Annotated in this window: 19 protein-coding genes; 11 read left to right on the forward strand and 8 right to left on the reverse strand. The window is 62.2% G+C overall.

The genetic code is table 11. The features are described 5' to 3' along the window. Positions 1 to 324: 324 nt before the first annotated feature. The 7 genes from HFK74_RS30185 (at position 325) to HFK74_RS30215 (ending at position 7049) form a co-directional block, all read left to right on the forward strand. Entirely contained in the window at positions 325 to 1110 is a 786-nt protein-coding gene (locus HFK74_RS30185; RefSeq protein WP_180206730.1) for an SDR family oxidoreductase, read from the forward strand. Between the two features lie 10 nt (positions 1111 to 1120). Beyond that, positions 1121 to 1591 carry a MaoC family dehydratase gene (locus HFK74_RS30190; protein ID WP_180206731.1) on the forward strand — a complete coding sequence of 157 codons (471 nt, stop codon included), beginning with the start codon at positions 1121 to 1123 and terminating at the stop codon, positions 1589 to 1591. A 7-nt stretch (positions 1592 to 1598) separates the two neighbouring features. Next, positions 1599 to 2807, forward strand: coding sequence for an acetyl-CoA C-acyltransferase (locus tag HFK74_RS30195; RefSeq protein ID WP_180206732.1), 1209 nt, complete (start codon positions 1599 to 1601; stop codon positions 2805 to 2807). Between the two features lie 76 nt (positions 2808 to 2883). Continuing rightward, entirely contained in the window at positions 2884 to 4101 is a 1218-nt protein-coding gene (locus HFK74_RS30200) for a helix-turn-helix transcriptional regulator (protein ID WP_180206733.1), read from the forward strand. A 79-nt stretch (positions 4102 to 4180) separates the two neighbouring features. Continuing rightward, positions 4181 to 5557 (forward strand): DUF1329 domain-containing protein, encoded by a 1377-nt coding sequence (locus HFK74_RS30205; RefSeq protein WP_180206734.1) that lies wholly within the window; start codon positions 4181 to 4183, stop codon positions 5555 to 5557. Positions 5558 to 5735: 178 nt separating this feature from the next. Continuing rightward, entirely contained in the window at positions 5736 to 6776 is a 1041-nt protein-coding gene (locus tag HFK74_RS30210) for a Rieske 2Fe-2S domain-containing protein (protein WP_180206735.1), read from the forward strand. Between the two features lie 99 nt (positions 6777 to 6875). After that, positions 6876 to 7049, forward strand: coding sequence for a hypothetical protein (locus tag HFK74_RS30215; protein WP_180206736.1), 174 nt, complete (start codon positions 6876 to 6878; stop codon positions 7047 to 7049). On the opposite strand, the gene HFK74_RS30220 is transcribed toward HFK74_RS30215, so the two are convergent. Together HFK74_RS30220 and HFK74_RS30225 are read right to left on the reverse strand one after the other, a co-directional pair. Next, positions 7036 to 7197: a DUF2986 domain-containing protein gene (locus HFK74_RS30220; RefSeq protein ID WP_180206767.1), complete on the reverse strand. Its 162-nt coding sequence runs from the start codon at positions 7195 to 7197 to the stop codon at positions 7036 to 7038. The genes HFK74_RS30215 and HFK74_RS30220 overlap by 14 nt on opposite strands. Before the next feature lie 79 nt (positions 7198 to 7276). Beyond that, a complete protein-coding gene (locus HFK74_RS30225; protein ID WP_218953876.1) occupies positions 7277 to 8281 on the reverse strand; it encodes an amidohydrolase in 1005 nt (334 codons plus the stop codon). Between the two features lie 327 nt (positions 8282 to 8608). Between HFK74_RS30225 and HFK74_RS30230 the strand changes: the two genes are divergently transcribed. From HFK74_RS30230 to nahK, 3 genes are all read left to right on the forward strand, one after another. After that, positions 8609 to 9793 carry a porin gene (locus HFK74_RS30230; protein WP_180206737.1) on the forward strand — a complete coding sequence of 395 codons (1185 nt, stop codon included), beginning with the start codon at positions 8609 to 8611 and terminating at the stop codon, positions 9791 to 9793. A 217-nt stretch (positions 9794 to 10010) separates the two neighbouring features. Continuing rightward, positions 10011 to 11174: a nitric oxide-sensing protein NosP gene (gene nosP / locus HFK74_RS30235; RefSeq protein ID WP_180206738.1), complete on the forward strand. Its 1164-nt coding sequence runs from the start codon at positions 10011 to 10013 to the stop codon at positions 11172 to 11174. Further along, positions 11143 to 13737, forward strand: a complete 2595-nt coding sequence (gene nahK, locus HFK74_RS30240; RefSeq protein WP_180206769.1) for a hybrid sensor histidine kinase/response regulator NahK/ErcS' — start codon at positions 11143 to 11145, stop codon at positions 13735 to 13737. Before nosP ends, nahK begins: the two co-directional genes overlap by 32 nt. 103 nt (positions 13738 to 13840) lie before the next feature. On the opposite strand, the gene HFK74_RS30245 is transcribed toward nahK, so the two are convergent. The 6 genes from HFK74_RS30245 to HFK74_RS30270 form a co-directional block, all read right to left on the reverse strand. Beyond that, positions 13841 to 14506 carry a response regulator transcription factor gene (locus tag HFK74_RS30245; RefSeq protein WP_008056546.1) on the reverse strand — a complete coding sequence of 222 codons (666 nt, stop codon included), beginning with the start codon at positions 14504 to 14506 and terminating at the stop codon, positions 13841 to 13843. 56 nt (positions 14507 to 14562) lie between these two features. Next, positions 14563 to 15120, reverse strand: coding sequence for a PQQ-dependent catabolism-associated CXXCW motif protein (locus tag HFK74_RS30250; protein ID WP_180206739.1), 558 nt, complete (start codon positions 15118 to 15120; stop codon positions 14563 to 14565). A 270-nt stretch (positions 15121 to 15390) separates the two neighbouring features. Then, on the reverse strand, positions 15391 to 16182 hold the full coding sequence (locus HFK74_RS30255; protein WP_180206740.1) for an ABC transporter permease: 792 nt from the start codon (positions 16180 to 16182) through the stop codon (positions 15391 to 15393). Next, the gene (locus tag HFK74_RS30260; protein WP_180206741.1) at positions 16179 to 16907 is read right to left on the reverse strand and encodes an ABC transporter ATP-binding protein; all 729 of its coding nucleotides are present in this window, start codon (positions 16905 to 16907) and stop codon (positions 16179 to 16181) included. Before HFK74_RS30260 ends, HFK74_RS30255 begins: the two co-directional genes overlap by 4 nt. After that, a complete protein-coding gene (locus HFK74_RS30265; RefSeq protein ID WP_180206742.1) occupies positions 16904 to 17863 on the reverse strand; it encodes a YVTN family beta-propeller repeat protein in 960 nt (319 codons plus the stop codon). Before HFK74_RS30265 ends, HFK74_RS30260 begins: the two co-directional genes overlap by 4 nt. A gap of 25 nt (positions 17864 to 17888) precedes the next feature. Then, positions 17889 to 19073, reverse strand: a complete 1185-nt coding sequence (locus HFK74_RS30270) for an ABC transporter substrate-binding protein (protein ID WP_180206743.1) — start codon at positions 19071 to 19073, stop codon at positions 17889 to 17891. A gap of 151 nt (positions 19074 to 19224) precedes the next feature. On the opposite strand from HFK74_RS30270, the gene HFK74_RS33350 reads away from it, so the two are divergent. Beyond that, complete coding sequence (locus HFK74_RS33350) at positions 19225 to 19353, forward strand: hypothetical protein (protein WP_257230472.1); 129 nt, start codon at positions 19225 to 19227, stop codon at positions 19351 to 19353. Positions 19354 to 19355 lie beyond the last annotated feature (2 nt).

Below are 19355 nucleotides of genomic sequence, written 5' to 3' on the forward strand. Positions count from 1 at the left end.
GAGAGAGGGCATGCCGAGCCCTAGCGAGGCACCGAGTGGTGGGGCAAAGCCTTTTGCTTACTTTTTGGCGTTTGAAAAAGTGAGTCGCTGTAAGAGCGAAACCATAAGCCGCCGTTACCGCAGCAATGGATATGTACTCCCAAAAACTCTCCCCCAGGCTTTAACGCGGCATGGATCAACGTCGGTAGTCACAGATTAACGGACAGGCTCAGGTGTAATGGAGCAAGGGATTGCGCCGCGGCTTTTCTACCCCATTTTGACGATGCGCCCGCATTGCCCCCTCCGTACAAATGCAGCGTATTGATTTCTTCGGAGGTAGACGCTGTGAAACAAGCCCCCCCTTATGTTCCCGGTCATCAATTGCTGGCTGGCAAATCGGTGTTGATCACCGCTGCCGCGGGTGCCGGTATCGGTTATTCGGCGGCCCGGCGCAGTGCCGAGGAAGGTTGTCGGGCGTTGATGATTTCCGATGTGCATCCGCGTCGCCTGGAAGAGGCGGTGGAGCGTCTCAAGGCCGAGACCGGCCTGCAGGCGATTTATGGCCAGTTGTGCAATGTCACCGTCGAAGACGAAGTGCAGGCCCTGGTGGCGGCGGCCGAAGAGGCGCTGGGCGGGGTCGATGTGCTGATCAACAACGCGGGCCTGGGTGGTCAGAAGCGCGTGGTGGAGATGAGCGACGAAGAATGGCTGCGGGTGCTGGACGTGACCTTGACCGGCACCTTCCGTATGACCCGGGCGATGTTGCCGCACATGCAGCGCCGTGGCGCAGGGGCCATCGTCAATAACGCCTCGGTGCTCGGCTGGCGGGCACAGAAGGAACAGGCCCATTACGCCGCCGCCAAGGCCGGGGTGATGGCGCTGACCCGCTGCAGCGCCCTGGAAGCCGCCGAGTTCGGCGTGCGCATCAACGCGGTTTCGCCGTCGATTGCCCTGCACGATTTTCTCAAGAAAGCCTCCAGCGAAGAGTTGCTCGCCAGCCTGGCGGGGCGCGAGGCGTTCGGTCGCGCTGCCGAAGTCTGGGAAGTGGCCAACGTGATGATGTTCCTGGCCAGCGACTACGCCTCCTACATGGTGGGCGAAGTGCTGTCCGTCAGTTCACAACAAGCTTGAGGATGGGCGCATGAGCCACGTTTTCAGCAGTGCCCAGGCGTTGCTTGCGGCCGAGGGCCTGGACCTGGGCCACACCGAATGGCTGACCATCGACCAGCAACGCATCGATCTGTTCGCCGAAGCCACCAGCGATCACCAGTGGATTCACGTCGACCCGGTGCGCGCCGCCAGCGGTCCCTTTGGCGCCTGCATTGCCCACGGCTACCTGACCCAATCGCTGGCCAATCTGTTCATGCCGCAGTTGATGACCATTGAAAACATGGCGATGGGGGTCAACTACGGCAGCGACCGGGTGCGTTTCCCGGCGCCGGTCAAGGTCGATTCGCGGGTGCGCGGCAGCGGCCAGGTCATCCGCGCCGAACAGCTGGGCGATGCCGTGCAACTGGTGGTGCGCATCACCGTTGAAGTCGAAGGCCAGGCACGTCCCGGCTGCGTGATCGACACCATCAGCCGCTACACCTTCAACCCTATTTTCGAGTGAGTACCCCATGGACCTGAATGAAGTCGTCATCGTCGCCACCGCCCGCACCGCGCTGGCCAAGTCGTTTCGCGGATCGTTCAACGACACCGAGGCCCCGGTGCTGGGCGGCCATGTGGTGCGCGCGGTGGTCGAGCGCGCCGGCATCGAGCCTGCGGATGTAGAGGATGTGATCATGGGCGCGTCGGTGCAGCAGGGCACCCAGGGCTTCAACATCGGCCGGCTCTGCGCCTACACCGGTGGTTTGCCGGACAGCGTGCCGGGCATGGCCGTGGACCGCATGTGCGCCTCGGGCCTGATGAGCATTGGCATGGCTGCCAAGGGCATCATGACCGGCGAGCTGAGCATCGCCATCGGCGGCGGCGTTGAGTCCCTGTCGCTGACCCAGACCAAGCACAAGAACGCCTACCGCGCCCGCTCCGAAGCCGTGCTGCAGGTGATGCCCAGCGCCTATATCCCGATGATCGAAACCGCCGAGATCGTGTCGCGCCGCTATGGCATCAGTCGCGCCGCCCAGGATGAGTATTCGCTGCAGAGCCAGCTGCGCACCGCCGCCGCGCAGCGAGACGGCCTGTTCGACGATGAAATCGTCAGCCTGAGCGTGGATAAATTGCTGTTCGCCGCCGATGGCCAGCCCAATGGCCATGAACGCGTGCAGGTGGTGAAAGACGAGTGCAACCGGCCCAATACACGCCTGGAAGACCTGGCGGGATTGAAACCGGTGTGGAAGGACGGCAGCTGGGTCGAGCAGGGCGAGTTCGTCACCGCCGGCAACGCGTCGCAATTCTCCGACGGTGCCGCGGCCAGCCTGCTCATGAGCCGTGCCGAAGCCAAGCGCCGCGGGCTGACGCCACTGGGCATCTACCGCGGCATTGCCGTGGGTGGCTGTGCACCAGAGGAAATGGGCATCGGCCCGGTGATCGCGATTCCCAAGCTGCTCAAGCGTTTTGGCCTGGACGTGAAGGATATCGGCCTGTGGGAAATCAACGAGGCCTTCGCCAGCCAGGTCCTGCATTGCCGTGATGCGCTGCAGATCCCGACGGAGCGCCTGAACGTCAATGGCGGGGCGATTGCCATCGGTCACCCGTTCGGCATGTCTGGTGCGCGGATGGTGGGCCACGCCTTGCTCGAAGGGCGGCGGCGCGGCGTGCGTTATGTGGTGATTGCCATGTGCATCGGTGGCGGCATGGGCGCCGCCGGCCTGTTCGAACTGCCGTGAGGCGAACCAGGCACCGACGTTCTGTCGATTAAATCCATGGGGGCCCGCCAGTCGGGTCCCCTGCTGGGGAATGGTTATGCAAAGTTGTGTGCCCAATGCACAGGTCCTGGCGCAAATGGGCCTGGAACTGGCCGAGTACGAACGGATCATCGGCAACATCTACGATTCGGCGATGGACACCCGCTGCCTGAGCGATGCGCTGCGCGAGATCAGGACCTTGTTCAAGGCCAATTTCGTGACCTTGATCCTGCGGGTCCAGGATGAGCCGCTGTTGTCACCCATGGTGGTGGCGGGCGATGTCGAGCGCGGGGAGGGCGGTATCAACCATTATGCCTACTACGCCAAATCCACCCTGTTCGACGGCCTGCCCACCGATACGGTGTTCACGGTCGATGAGCTGATGAGCGATGCCGAATGGTCCAGTTCGGCGTTTTACCTGCTGTTTTGCCAACCCCACGATTGCTACCACATGCTCGGTGCCGATATCCGCATGCCGGATGGCGGCACCGTGCGTTTGCGGATCAATCGCCCCCAGGGCCACCCCGGTTTCAGTGCCATTGAACGGGCCCTGTGTGCCATGTTGCTGCCGCATTTGCGCCGGGCCTTGCACATGCATTCGCTGCTCGATCGCAGTGAGTCCCTGGGCAGCCTGTATTCGCAGACGATCAGCCGCCTGGCGGTGGCGACCTTCGTGCTCGATGAAAACGGCAGTGTGCTGCAACTCAATCCCGTGGCCCGGGAAATTCTCGACAGCCAGGACGGCCTCAAGGTGGTAGGCGGGCGGCTGGAAGCGACCTACCCCAGTGATAACCGGGAGTTGGCGCGCCTGGTGCGCAACGCCTTCCAGCGCGCCAGGCAGGGCGTGGGCAAGGGCGTGCAGGTGGCCGAGGCAACGTCGATATCCCGCCCTTCGGGGCAGGTCAGCCTGGGCGTGGTGGTGGAGCTGATTCCGACCCAGGAGCTGGTCGAAGGCAATGGCAAGCCCACGGTGGTGGTGTATGTGCGCGATGCGGTGAGCAAGTCGCTGGTGAGCACGGTGCTGACTTCGCAACTGTACAACCTGACCCCGGCGGAAACCACGCTGGCCCTGGAACTGGCCAACGGCCTGTCGCTGGAAGAGGCCTCGGAAATCCTCAACATCCGTCGCAATACCGCCCGTGCCCACCTGCGTTCGATCTTCTCCAAGACCGGCGTGCGGCGCCAGACCGAACTGGTGCGGATCATGCTCAACAGCGTGGTGGCCCTAGGGGCGCCTCAGCCGGCGGTGAACCCTGCTTGCGCCAAAACGCGTTAGTCCGTGCGGACGATGCTGCCGGGCTCCTGGCCTGTCGATACTGGGCCACCGTTGTCGAACGTTAATAAGGAGAATAAAAATGAACGGCAGTAATCAGTCCCCCGGCTGGGCCTTGGCGTTGTTGTTGGGATGCTGTGCCATCGGCACGGTGCATGCCGCACCCGAGGACATCGAGCGCCTGGGCAAGGACTTGACGTGCCTGGGCGCGGAAAAGGCCGGCAATGCCGACGGCAGCATTCCACCGTTCAGCGGCAAGTGGCTGGGCGTTCCGCCTCACGTCGATTTCAAGGGCACCGGCAACCACCCGGTGGACCCTTACCCGGACGACAAGCCGCTGTTCGTGGTTACCGCGCAGAACATCGCCCAATACAGTGACTACCTGTCCGATGGGCAAAAAGCCCTGTTCAAACTGTACCCGGCCACCTACAAAATGCCGGTCTACCCCACGCGCCGGGATTTTCGCTTCAACGACGCGGTCTGCCAGGCCACCAAAGAGAACGCCAGCGTGGCGCGACTGGTGGATGACGGCGAAGGCGTGGTCGGCAAGACCGGCGGAACACCGTTCCCGATACCGCGCAGCGGCCTGGAACTGTTGAAGAATGCCTCGACCTTCACCCTGCGGGCCTGGACCGAGGAGTACACCTCCGACAACGCCTACGTGCTCAAGGACGGCAACATCAACTGGGGCCGCGTGCACTCACGCAACCTGGCGCCGTCGCTGGAGCCGGGCAAGATTGGCGAAACCACCGGCAACTCCGCGTTCTACCTCAACGAAACCCTGCTGCCGCAACGGGACAAGGGTGAGATCAACACCGGCACCGAATTCTGGAACGACAAGACCGAACCGCGCCAGGCCTGGCGCTACGATCCGGGTACGCGGCGCGTGCGTCAGTCGCCGGGGTATGGCTTCGACATGTCGTTCCCGGGCAGCGGTGGCTCGATTACCGTCGACGAGGTGCGCCTGTTCAACGGCTCGGGCCAACGGTATGACTGGAAGATCGTCGGCAAGCGCGAGATGTTCATCCCCTACGACACCTATCGTCTGCATGCCGCCAACCTCAAGTACGCCGACCTGCTGACCCCCGGCCACATCAACCCCGATGCCATGCGTTTTGAGCGCCATCGGGTCTGGGAACTGGAAGGCACGCTCAAGCCGGGCTTCCGCCATCTGTATGGCAAACGCAAGTTGTACATCGACGAAGATACCTGGTTCCCGATGCTCGCCGACAACTACGACAACCGTGGCGAGCTGTGGCGCACTTCGATGGTCAACTACTTCTACGCCTACGAAAGCCAGCGGCCGCAAGCGGGCGTGGGCCTGTACTACGACCTCAATGCCGGCAGCTACCTGGCGTTCAACCTGATCAACGAGCAGCGCAACGGCTACCTGTTGAACAAACCCGGTTTCAGTCCCCGGGACTTCGGCCCGGAGGCCGCCCGACGCTTCGGCCAGTAACCCTCCAGCGCGGCGCCCTTGGAGACAGGGGCGCCCTTTGAGAGTGGCTCGCGTTTGATCTAGTCCAACTGAAGGATGTTCTCCCGACAAGGCTGCTCAATGATGCTCGCCATGGGATCACCCTGTATTTCTTGGGGGCATAGCCTGCCCCGAAGTCTGCAATTGAGGAACAATAACAATGACGAAACTCGCTGAACTCAACATCGAGAACGCCCAGCGTACCCACCGTTACGCGCGCGGCTGGCACTGTCTGGGCAATGCCGCCGACTACCGTGATGGCAAGCCCCACACCCTGGAAGTCTTCGGCACCCGCCTGGTGGCCTTCGCCGACAGCCAGGGCACCATCAGCATTCTGGATGCCTATTGCCCGCACATGGGCGCCGACCTGTCCCAGGGCACCATCGAGAACGACCGCCTGGTGTGCCCGTTCCACCACTGGAAGTACGACACCGGTGGCAAATGCGTGGAGATCCCTTACTGCAAGCGCATCCCGCCCAAGGCCAAGACCCGCAGCTGGTTGACCTGCGAGGAAAACAACCTGCTGTTCGTCTGGAACAACCCGGAAGGACGTGCGCCGAAAGACGGCGTGGTCATTCCGCACCTGCCCGAGATGGACGATCCGGACTGGATTCATGACTGGAACATCGACACCATGCACATCGAAACCAACCCACGGGAGTTGGTCGATAACCTGGTGGATGCCCAGCACTTCGGCCCGGTGCACGGTACGCCGACCAAGTACTTCGCCAACGTCTTCGAAGGGCACATCGGCCATCAGATTTTCCATGGCGACTCCGAGCGCCTGGGCGGCGACCTGATCGCGCCATCGGCCTACTACGGCCCGGCTACCCACTTCACACAGATCAGCTCGATGTTCGGCGATGTGCGCATCCACGCCATCCTGCTCAACAGCCATGTGCCGGTGACGCCAAACAGCTTCGACCTGCGCTTCGGTTGCATGGTCAAGCGCGTGCCGGGCTGGACCGAAGAACAGAACCTGGAAGTGGCCAGGGCCTATGTCCAGGGCAATCGGGATTCGTTCTACCAGGACGTGGTGATCTGGAAGCACAAGATCCGCATCGACAAGCCGGTACTGGCGGAAACCGACGGCCCGGTCTATCAGTTGCGCGAGTGGTATGAGCAGTTCTTCACCGACGAGGATGACGTGCCCGCGTTCATGGCTGAGCGTCGCGAGTTCATTACGGTGGACGAGCGCTGACAGAGCAATAGGGCGCCTTCCAGCATCCATCATGCGAAGGCGCCGTTCCAAGGGCACTGCTCAGGCAGTTTCGATTCAAAGGTCATGAGAGCACAGACAATGAAAATAAAAAGTCTTCTCGCCTACTACATTCCTTTCCTGATCCTGTTTTTCCTGGTGGCGACCGTGCTGGTCTCCGTGCCACCGGAGTCGGCCAGCGTCAAGGCCTGCAAGCACTACGCGAGCTGCGTGGCCATGAGTTCGAGCGCCCCGAACTGGATTAATTTTCGCTAGGGGAGCTGATCGAGGCGTCAGCGGCTTCAGCAGCCAGTTTCAATCGGTCAGCCTTACTGATGTATTTAGGCTTTTTCGGGGCCAATTTGGCGCTGGCCTTCTTGGCCTTTTCCTTGAACAGCTGCTGCAGTTTTTTCTGACGGTTCATGTTTTTCCACCCGGCTTGTAAGTCCTTGAATGATACCAGCGTGGCCACCGCCTGGCAGGGCTTGTTGGCCATAGTGGTTTCAGGCGGTGAAGCCGAACAGGCGTCTTGGGGTTTCCCAAAGTATCTGCTGGCGGTCACTGGCACTCGGGAACATCTCGCCGAAGGTTGTCAGGACGGTGCCCAACTCCATGTGTTGACGCGCACGCAAGAACGGCCAGTCAGTGCCCCACATGCAATTTTCGGCAGTGAACGCCTGCAGCAATGCCAGCTGGTAGGGCTGGGCATCGGTATAGGGGGAGCTCATTTTCGAGTATTGCGACAGCCCGGAAAGCTTGACGAAGGTGCGTCCGTTGCCGGCCAGGGACAGCAGTGCCTGGAAGGCCGGCTGCTGCAAACCGGCACTGGCATCGGGCCGCCCGGAGTGGTCGATGAGCACACGGGCGCGCGTGCGCTGCAACAAGGGCAGCAGCGCTAGCAACTGGTCGTCTTTGACCTGGACCTGGGCAAACAGGTCCAGCTCGGCCAAGCGCTCCATCAGTGTGTCGACCTTCGCAAAGCGCTCGGGACCCAGCAGCGCGGCATTGAGTGCGACGCCGACCACGCCCTGTGCCTTGTATTGCGCGAGCGTTTCGCTGGAAACGTCGTTCGGCACCACGACCACACCTTTATGGCGGCCCTTGTTGCGAGCCAGCGTGTCCAGCAGACAACGGTTGTCGAAACCATAAGCGGAGGTCGGCTGCACTATCACTGAATGGCGAATGCCATAGGCCTGCATGACTTGCTCGTAGTACGCCGCCGGGCCAACCTCAGGCCCTGCCGGTTGATAGGTGGATTCAGCGGGATAGGGGTATTGGACGGGGTCGATCACATGGTGGTGGCAGTCGATCTTGGGTTGTGAAAACACACTCAGTAGCTGGGCATCCATGGCCATGCCTGATGATTGTTCTGCGCCTTGCTGACTATTGCGTGAGGCGGCCTGGCTCAGGATCGGCATGCCCAGCGCGGCGCTGGCGGTCAGCACTACGGAGCTTGTCTTGAGCAGCGAACGGCGGGAAAAACCGGATGCATCGAGGCGCGTGGTCATGTTCGAACCCTTGTTTTATTAGTATGTGCGGCTACAGGGAGTAGTGGCCTCGACCTTAACCAAGCACTTCCCGAGCGTCGTCTGTGAACTCATTAAGCGGGTATCGGTTTTTTTTATGAACGACCCCGGTTCCTGTGGATGCCAGTCGGGTCTACAGGCCTACGCCCTAAGTTGTGAGCCCTGCCGACAGGCGGTCTTACGCCACAGTTGTCGCGCGCTTGCGGCCATTCCAAAGCAGCTCGAAACCACCCCCAAGGCAGCGTATGGCGCCGCCCGTCAGCTTTCGATAATCGCCTCCGACACCTCGTCCCAGTCGCGGAGCGCGCCATGCACAACAATAAGAACTTCACGCATCGTTTTTTACCGGCGTTGATCGCCAGCCTGTCTTCCTTTGGCATGAGCGCCACGGCCCAAGCCGAGATCATGCTGTACGACAAGGACCAGACCACGTTCTCCACCGACGGCTACATCAACGCCTTCTATGTGAACAGCGATGTCGACCGTGCCGGCGACCAGTTCGACCGCCGTCAATCACGGGTGAAAATGGGCTTTTTGCCCAACTACCTGGGCTTCAACATGGGCAAGCAGGTCGATGACCTCAAGCTCGGTGCCCGCGCCTCCTTCTGGGTGACCATCAACGACAGTGAAACCAACGGCACCGACACCGCCATCGATGTGCGGCAGTTCTACGGCACCGTGGCCAACCCGGGATGGGGCGAAGTGCTGATCGGCAAGGACTTCGGCCTGTTTGCCCGCTCCAACATCCTGCTCGACGAGATGCTCGCCGGCTACGGCCAGGTCAGCGATACCCTTGGATTGGTGGATGGCGGCGGGGTGTCGTTCGGCAACATCGGCACCGGTTACCCCTATCCGTTCCCGACCTCGCAGATTACCTATCGCACGCCGGTGATGGACGGTTTGCGCGTGGCGGTGGGGATCATGGACCCGGTGGACACCAACGACAGCAGCCCGACCGGCAAGGCCTACCAGGAAAACCCGCGCACCGAGAGCGAGATCACTTACCAGTTCGACCTCGCCGGAGCGCAGATCTACAGCTGGGTCAACGGCAGCTACCAGACCTCGGACAATACCGATTCCACCGTCGACACCGTCACCTCCAAGGGCGTCGGTTATGGCGTGCAGGCGAAAATGGGTGGTTTGTCCCTGACCGGCTCGGGCTTCCAGGCCAAGGGCATCAATCCGTTTTTCACCAACAACGCCGGCGAACCAACCCTGCGCAACGTCGACAGCGACGGCTACCTGTTGCAGGGCTCCTACAAACTGGGCAAGAACCGCCTGGCGTTGTCCTACGGCAAGACCAACGACGACGGCAACGGAGTGGTCGGCAGTGGCGCAGACTACGAGACCCGCGGCATCGCGCTGTTCCATGACGTGAATGACAACCTCAAGCTGGTGGCCGAGTACAACCAGTTCGAAATCAACGGCCATGACAGCAGTGCGCAGAACGAAGACACCGATACCTTTGCGGTGGGGGCGGTGTTGACCTGGTAAACCGCGAACCCCCTGTAGGAGCCCGGCTTGCCGGCGAAGGCGTCATCGAAATCGCCTTCGCCGGCAAGCCGGGCTCCTACAGGGGGTGGTGTTTGCTGGATCTGCGGCACAACTCTCATCCCATTGAAGCGGCTACCTGCTACCCAAGTAGCATTCGTGGCACTTGGCAGGCTTCGTACACTCGAGCCTCACACACACGCACCTGCGGGGGGCGACGATGGAGCAGGTCCAGAACGAAGGGATCGTCAGTGCGATGTCCCAGGCCACCGATCCGCAGCAGGTGGCGCAAGAGCTGGCGCGGCAGTTGCTGCATCCGCACCTGGGCTTCGTGCTGTTCTTCTGTTCCGCCGAGTACGATTTGCCGGGGCTGGGCCAGGCGTTGCAGCAAGGCTTCGGCGGCATACGCCTGGCGGGCTGCACCAGCGCCGGCGAAATCACGGCCCAGGGTTATGGGCGCAATTGCGTGACGGCGGTGGGTTTCGATCATCGGTACTTTTCCATCGCCCTGGAACTGATCGACGAAATGGAGCACTTCAGCCTGATCGACGCGCAGCAGATGGTCGAGCGCCTGGTCAACGGCTGTCGCAGCAACACCCTGGCCCCCATCAAGGGCAACAGCTTCGCCCTGACGTTGCTCGATGGCCTGTCCAGTCGCGAAGAAATGGTCCTCGCCGCCTTGAGTGCCGCATTGGGCGACATTCCGCATTTCGGCGGCTCGGCCGGTGACGACAACTACCTGACCCACACCCATGTCTACTTCGACGGCGGGTTTCACAGCGGCGCGGCGGTGGTGGTGCTGGTCAATACCTGGCTGGACTTCGAAGTATTCACCACCCATCACATCCTGCCGCGTGCGGAGAAATTGGTGGTGACCGGCGCCGACAGCGCCTCGCGGCGGGTCTTCGAACTCAATGCCGAGCCAGCCGCCGCCGAGTACGCCCGGCACATCGGCGTGCCGGTGAGCGAACTCGACCACCGGGTCTTCGCCGCGCACCCCCTGGCGGTGCGCATCAACGAGCAGTATTACGTGCGCGCCATCCAGCAGGTTCATCCGGACCTGAGCCTGAGTTTTTATTGCGCGGTGGAGAACGGCATCGTGCTCACCGCCATGACCCCGGGCCCGATGCTACCGAACCTGCAGAACCTGTTCGATGGCTTGCAGCAACGGCTCGGCGATCTGTTGCTGACCATTGGTTGTGACTGTTTCCTCAGGCGCCTGGAGCTGGAAGACAACGGCGGCCTGGACTTGATCGGCAGCTTTTTGCGCGAGCAGCGGGTGATGGGGTTCAACACCTACGGAGAACAGTTCAATGGCATGCACATCAACCAGACCTTCACCGGCGTTGCCATTGCCCGCGGCCGGTCCCGTGGACAGCGCTGAACTGCGGGCGCAAATCGCCGTCCTGCAGCGCGATAACCAGAAACTACAGCGCATCAACGCGGCGCTGATCGAGCGCATCGAGTCCGGCGTCACCCGTGGCAACGATCCGTACGCCGCCTTCCAGCACTCAGTGGTGCTGGCCGAGCAGGTGCGTGAACGCACCGATGCCTTGAACCAGGCCATGGCCGAACTCAAGGCCGGCAACCATTTGCTCAGCGACGCCCGCCTGCGCGCCGAGACGGCCCATCAACACCTGATCGATGCCATCGAGAGTATTTCCGATGCCTTCGTGCTGTTCGATGCCGAGCAGCGCATTGTCTTGTTCAACAGCCGCTTCAAGGCGTTCTGGAGCAACAGCCGGGTACGGATCAACGCCGGCATGCGCCTGACCGAGGTCAAGCGCCTGATGCTCAATAACGGCCTGTTTACCGAAGAACCCCGCGGGCATGCCGACGAAAACCTGCTGTATCGCTTGCAGGACGGTCGCTGGCTGCAGGTCAGCGAACGGCCGACCCAGGAAGGCGGGCGGGTGATCCTGTTCACCGACATCACCGACGTCAAGCTGAGTGAAACCGTGCGCCGCGAACAGGCGGTGGCGCAGAAGTCGCACTTGCTGCAACGGGCGGTCGACAACTTGTCCCAAGGGGTGGCCATGGTCAACGCCGAGGGTATTCTCGAACTGTGGAACCGGCGCTTCCTCGAGCTCAGTGGCCTGGCGCCGGTGGCGGCCCATCGTCCGTTTGCCGAAGTCATTGCCGACAGCGAATTGACCCTGCTGACCCCGGCCAGTCGTGGCGCAAACGGGCGGCCGGTGCAGGAGTGCGAGCAGCGCCTGTGCGACGGCCGGGTCCTGGAGATCCGCACCCATCCGTTGCCCACCGGCGGCTTCGTCAACACCTTCACCGACATCACCGAACGCTACCAGCACGCCGAAGCCCTGAGCGAAAGCGAGCGCTGGATTCGCCTGATCACCGACCACGTGCCGGCGTTGATCGCCTACCTGAATGCCGACCTGGTCTACGAGTTCACCAACAAGGTCTACGAAGAGTGGTACTGCTGGCCGCGGGGCGTGATGCTCGGCCAGAGCCTGCGCGAAGTGCACAGCGAGCAGCATTACCAGCGCCTGGAGTCGTACGTGGCGCGAGCGTTGGCCGGGGAGAGCGTAACCTTCGAATTCGCCGAGACCAACGTCAACAACCAGGAGCGCTACATGTTGCGCTCCTATGTGCCCAATCGCCTGGCCAGCGGCGAGGTGGTGGGGATCTTCGTGTTGATCCGCGACATCACCGAACGCCGCCGTACCGCCGAGGCGCTGCACCAGGCTTATCAGAATCTCGAACTGCGGGTGCGCGAGCGCACCGCCGAATTGACCACCCTCAACGACCAGTTGCGGCGCGAAATCGACGAGCGTCGCCGGGTCGAGTCACGCCTGCGTGAGGCCAAGCTGGAAGCGGAACAGGCCAACCTGTCGAAAACCAAGTTTCTCGCCGCCGTCAGCCACGACCTGCTGCAACCGTTGAACGCCGCGCGGTTGTTCACCAGTGCCTTGCTGGAGCGGCGCGAGCCGATGGCCAACGAGAATCTGGTGCGCAACGTCAGCAACTCGCTTGAAGATGTGGAAAACCTGCTGGGCACCCTGGTGGATATTTCCAAGCTCGATGCCGGGGTGATCAAGGCCGACATAGCGCCGTTCGCCTTGAGCGAACTGCTGGATAACCTTGCCGCCGAATACACCCAGGTGGCGCGCAGCGAAGGCCTGCAACTGCATTTCATCCCCTGTTCGGCCCTGGTGCGCAGCGACATCCAGTTGCTGGCGCGGATCCTGCGCAATCTGTTGAGCAACGCTATTCGCTACACCTACAGCGGTCGGGTGGTGCTGGGTTGCCGGCGTCATCATCACAGCCTGTCGATCCAGGTCTGGGACAGCGGGATGGGCATCGCGGAAAATCGCCTGGAAGAAATCTTCCAGGAGTTCAAGCGCGGCGATGTACAGCGCCCCGATCAGGATCGTGGGTTGGGCCTGGGCCTGGCGATTGTCGAGAAGATTGCCGGCATCCTCGGGCACCGCATTGACGTGCGTTCGTGGCCGGGCAAGGGCTCGATGTTTTCAGTGGAAGTGCCGATGAGCGCCACCGCACCCAAGCCACTGCCGAGCCTGCTGATGAGTGAACCGATGCTCGAACGATTGCGCGGAGCGCGGGTCTGGGTGCTGGACAATGACGCGACCATTTGCGCTGGCATGCGCACCTTGCTCGAAGGTTGGGGGTGCCACGTGGTGACGGCGTTGTCGGAAGAGGATCTGGCGCGGCAGGTGGACAACTACCATGCCGGTGCTGACCTGCTGATCGCCGACTATCACCTGGACAACGACCAGAACGGCGTCGATGCCGTCGCGCGGATCAATGCCCGCCGTGCCTGCGCGATCCCGGCCATGATGATCACCGCCAATTACAGCAATGAACTCAAGCAGCAGATCCGCGAACTGGGCCATACCCTGATGCACAAACCGGTGCGGCCGATGAAGCTGAAGACGGCGATGAGTCATTTGCTCGCCAGGCCTTGAGGTCTCTAGTGTTTGCTAGGGCCTCTTCGCTGGCAAGCCAGCTCCTACAGGATTGTGGTGATCTTGTAGGAGCTGGCTTGCCAGCGAAGGGGGCAACACCGTTTCAACGGCGCAAATAAGACCCGAAATCGATATCCCCGGCACTCAGGATCGCCTGCACCCGGTTGTGCACGTTGAGCTTGCGCAGGATCGCCGAGACGTGGGCCTTGACCGTGGTTTCGGCGATTTCCAGGGTGTAGGCGATCTGTTTGTTCGATTCACCCTTGGTCATGCGCTCCAGGACCTGCAATTGCTTGCGGGTCAGGGCCTGGAGCAGTTCGGGCGGGAAGCTCGGGGCATCGTTCATCCGCCGGTGCGTACTGCTTTTTGCGGTACGGATGATGTCCGGCGGCAGGTAGACATTGCCATTGAGAATCTGCTGGATCGCCTCGGTCATCTGCGCGCGGGGCGAGGATTTGGTGATGAAACCCACGGCGCCGTAGGTGATGGCCTGCAGGACGATCTGCTTGTCCTGCTCGGCGGAGACGATGACTACGGGAATCGTCGGCGCTTCGTTGCGCAGGTTGATCAGGCCATTGAGCCCGTGCATGCCGGGCATGTTCAAGTCGAGCAGGATCAGGTCCAGGTCGTCGTGTTCCTGAGTCAACGCCAGGGCACTGTCCAGGTCGGCGGTTTCCATCACCTCGCTACCGGCAAAGCCATCGCTGATGACGTTGTGTATGGCTTCGCGAAACAGCGGGTGATCGTCGGCAATCAGAATTTTGTACATAGCCTTTCACCTCATTATTTTGATTATGGTGTGGCAACAACACGCACGCGTAAAGCTCAGGGAAAGGGTTCGGGCAGGGCTGGCGTGACCGGTAGCCTGGCCGCTTGCCAGGCGTCGAGGCCATCGCGATACCAGTACAAAGACTTATAGCCCAGGCTGGCCGCGCGTTTGACCGCGTTCCAGCTCAACCAGCAGTCGGAGCGGCAGTAGAAGACCAGCGGTTGCATCGGGTCGCCGCTGGTCAGCTTTTTCAGGTTGCCCGCGAAATAGTCCTGCCATGGCGGCGTCAGCTCACCGTCGCCGGTGTTCGCCAGCCAATGGCTGCCGGGCAGGTTTGCGTGGGGCTGGTCTTCGATGAAGCGGCCTTGCAGCCATTGGCGGCGGTAGACGTCGATCAGCAGCGGGCGCGGGTTTTGTTCCAGCAGCGTTTGCAGGGCCGGGGTGTCGACGATGGTTGCGCCTTGCAGCTGGGTCGGTGTCGGGCTGCGGTACAGGTCGATGCGATAGCCATCATCGGAAAACAGCGGGGTTTGTGCGTGTGCGCCACCCAGCCACAGGCTTAGCGACAACGCAGCGAGTGTGGGACGCAACAGGTGACGTCGGGCACGCGGCATGGGGTAGGTCCTTATAGTTATGAACCCATTACATGCCAGTCGCGATGCGTTGGGAATGCGACGATAGACAGGTGGAAGCAGTACTAAAGTAGTAATTTTTCCCCGTTGAATGGGGATCAACTGTGGCGAGGGGATTTATCCCCGTTCGGCTGCGAAGCAGTCGCAGAGCCAGGCAACTCGGTATGCCTGAAGGAATGTTGGGGCCGCTTCGCAGCCCAACGGGGATAAATCCCCTCGCCACAGGTCCGCTCCCACAGGGGATTGGTGGGGTTAGCTGGATTTGCGCAGGGCGGCGTGCTGTGGGTTGAAGGTGAGCACGGCGAGCAGAGCGAACAGCAGCGTCAAACCCACGCACACCACCAGCGCCAGCGGATTGAACCGCTCATACAGCGCAAAGCGCACCAGCTCCACCGCATGGCTGAACGGGTTCACCGCGCACAACCAGTACAGCCACTCGCTGGCCTCGCGCATTTTCCACAGTGGGTACAGCGCCGAAGACAGGAAAAACAGCGGAAAAATCACGAAGTTCATCACCCCGGCGAAGTTCTCCAGCTGGCGGATCGCGTTCGACAGCAACAGGCCCAGTGCGCTGAGCATCAACGCCACCAGCAACAGCGCCGGCAGGGCAATCAGCAAACCCATGGCGGGCGGTCGCACGCCGTAGAGCCAGGCGATCGCCAGGAAGGCATACACCTGCAGCAGCGAAATCAGCGCGGTGGCCAGCAGCTTGCTGCACAGCAGGAAGGTCCGGGGCAGGGGGCTGGTCAGCAGCACGCGCATGCTGCCCATCTCGCGGTCGTAGACCATCGACAGTGACCCCTGCATGCCGTTGAACAGCAGGATCATGCAGGCCAGTCCCGGGATGATGTAGACCTCGTACGGAATGTAGGTGTCGTAGGGTTCGATGATGGCGATGCCCAGTGCGGCGCGAAAACCCGCGGCGAACACCAGGAGCCACAGCAGTGGCCGCACCAGGGCGCTGAGAAACCGCGTGCGTTGCAGCACGAAACGCAGCCACTCGCGCAGCACGATACCGCGCAAACATTGCCAGTAAGCGTTCATCGGGCAGCTCCTGTGGTCAGGCGAGTGAAGGCCGAGCCGAGGTCGCCACCGTGTTCCAGGCTCAGTGCATCGGCCTGCCCGCTGGCGACCAGGCGGCCCTGATGGAGGATCAACAAGTCATCGCCGGGCTGCACTTCGTCGAGCAGATGCGTGGTCCAGAGCACGCTGATGCGCTGCTCGTGGCACAGCGTGCGAATGTGCTGGTTGAGCGCCAGGCGACTGGCCGGATCGAGGCCGGCGCTGGCTTCGTCGAGCAGCAACAGGCGCGGTTCATGCAGCAGGGCGCGGGCGATTTCCACCCGTCGGCGATGGCCGCCGTTGAGTTCGCGCACCCGTTCGCCACGGCGTTCGCCCAGGGCCTGGCGAGCCAGTTCCGCATCGACCCGCAAGTCGGTCTGGCGGCGGGACAAGCCATGCAGCGCGGCGTGATAACGCAGGTTCTGTTCGACGCTCAGGTCCAGGTCCAGGGTGCTTTGCTGGAACACCACACCCAGCTGTTTCAGCGCCGGTCTCGGGGCGCTGCGCAATGAACAGCCGCCGACCCGTATGTCGCCGTGCTGCAGATCATAGAGCCGGGTCAGCAGCGCGATCAGGGTCGATTTACCGGCGCCGTTGGGCCCCAGCAGCGCGGCGAAACGACCGGGTGCCAGGCTGAAGTTCACCTGGCGCAAGGCCTCCCGAGGCCCGTAGGCAAAGCTCAGCTCGCTGACTTCCAGGGCGTTCATGGGGTCACCACCACGCCCCATGGATAACGTCCGACCTTCACCGATTTACTGACCTTGAGGTTGTCGACATCAATCACTGACACATCGCCGCTGACGCCGTTGGTGGCGAGCAACTGCTTTTGATCCGGAGTGAACGCCAGTTGCCAGACACGCCGGCCCACCAGCAGGTAATCGAGGATTTCGAAGGTCTTGGCGTCGACCACTGCCACGTGGTTGGCCGGGCCCAGGGCAACGAAAGCGTACTTGCCGTCGGCGCTGAGCTTGATGCCCACCGGCTGCACTTTATCCGGGTGCACGCCCTTGATCTGGAAGTTCAGGGTCTTGAGGATGTGGCGGTTGGCGACGTCGAGAATCGTCACCGTGCCACCGATCTCCGCCGAGGCCCAAAGCTGTGAACCGTCGTTGTTGAACTCGACGAAGCGCGGCCTTTGATCCACCAGCGTGCTGTCGGCCAGGGTCTGGGTGCTGGTGTCGATCCAGTGCAGCATGTTGGTGGTTTCGCTGGTGTTCACCGCCCACTTGCCATCGGGGCTGACGGCCATGCCTTCGGGCTCTACGCCGACGTTGATCTGCCCGAGTACCTTGGACGTCTCGGTATCGATCACCGTGACCAGCGCATCGTCTTCGTTGGAGACGTACAGCCAGCGATTGTTGGGGTGCAGGGCGAATTGCTCGGGGTCTTTGCCGGATGGCAGTTCCTTGATGATCTTGCGGGTGGCCACGTCCATCACCTGCACCCGGTCCGAGTCGCTGGCGCAGATGTACAGCAACTTGTTGTCATGGGACAGCAGCAGGCCACGGGGGCGCTGGCCGACGCTCAGGGTGTCGGTGACTTGCAGGGTCTGCATGTCGATCAGGCTCAGGCTGTTGTCCTTTTCGTTGGAGACCCAGGCGGTGCTGGCGGCGGCGTGGCCGGCGGCGAGCAGTAGGGCGCAGGAAATCAAAGTGCGGCGCATGGCAGTTTCCTTGTTGTAGTTGTTGTCAGGGAAAGCGGCAGCTGACCTCAGGTTTGTCGTAACCCAGGCTGTCCATTTCGTTGAAGGGGTGCAGGAAGCCGTCCTGGGGCGAGGTGCTGACCAGGGCCCGCGGCTGCACGATCGGAATCGGTTGACGCAGTTGGCCGTTCCACGGCCGGTAGCTGAGTTTGCGTCCCTTGAAACCGTCCAGCGGCAACTGGTCGCTGATTTCCAGGTCGCGGATCGCCATCGGCTCGGTCTGCCGCGATTTGCTCACGGCGCTGGCGATGCTGCGCACGGCGATCCAGGCTGCGAAATCTCGGTCATTCATCCAGCGTCCGGCCAGGGCTTCGAAGCGCTTCTGCAACTGTGCGGCGCCGTAGGTTTCCACGGTCTTGTGCCATCCCACCGGGGTCAGGCCCTGGGTACCGGCAACCGGGCGCGGGTACCAGGTCTGGTACGGCACGTACTCACCGAAATCGCCACGCTCATCGGCCACCAGCACCACGTCGTATTCGGCGGTCTGGGTGAACAGCGGCATGTCGGCCTGGGCGCTGCGTCGTTGGTCGTTATCGAAGCTCCAGGGTTTTTCCGCCACCAGTTGCAATCCGAAACGCTTGGCCGCGCGGCGCAGGGCTGCGGCATAGGCTTGATCGTCCGCGGTCGGGCCGACAATCAGCAGCGCCCGTTGCCATTTGCGCAGCACCAGGAATTGCGCCAGCGCGTCGGCGAGCATCGCCCGGCTTGGCAGGCTGTGCAGCACGTTGGGCAGGCAATCGGTGCTGCGCAGGCTGTCGTCGGGGCTGCCGGCGTTGAATAACAGGCTGTCGGGCAGCGCTGCACTGAGTTGGCGCAGGCTGCTGGCAGGTGCGTTCACCACGAACAGGCGCAGGCCTTGCTCATGCTGGGCTTTTGCGGCTTCGAGCAAGGCTTCGGGGCTGTCGACGCGGGCGCTGACCAGGCTGTAGGCATGATTGAGAAAGCGCCCGGTGCTGTTGCTGTCGGTGATCGCCAGTTCGGCACCGCGCAGCCCGGCATCGCCTGGTTCGGGGATGACGTTGGACAGCAGCGGACCGGGGTCCGGGCGATAACCCAGGTAGCCGATCCGCACCTGCAACGGCGCATCCGCCGCCTGGCTCTGGGTGACCAGCCCCGCGGCGCAGACAATCGCCAGCAGGTAGATCAAGGCGTAGGGGGCAAGCTGGCGCATGGGGCACTCCATTACAGGTAGCGCCAGCATAGGAAGCCCATGCAGTCGTGGAAATATGCAGAAAGTACCAACCAGCCAGTACCAAGGTAGTAGCCCGCACCGGCCGGCGCGGTTTTAGCATGATCAACAACGGCCACTGCTCTGGAGGGGATTGACCATGCGTATCGTCAAGGCACTGCTCCTGCCGTTTCTGCTGATCCTGACCCTGATCGGCGTCGACCGGCTCCACGGCCCGCGTCCCGTGCCGTTGCAGGTCATGCCCGCGACACCGGGGCGCTAGGC

It is taken from the genome of Pseudomonas sp. SbOxS1 (genome assembly GCF_013416725.1).
Taxonomy (GTDB): Bacteria; Pseudomonadota; Gammaproteobacteria; order Pseudomonadales; family Pseudomonadaceae; genus Aquipseudomonas.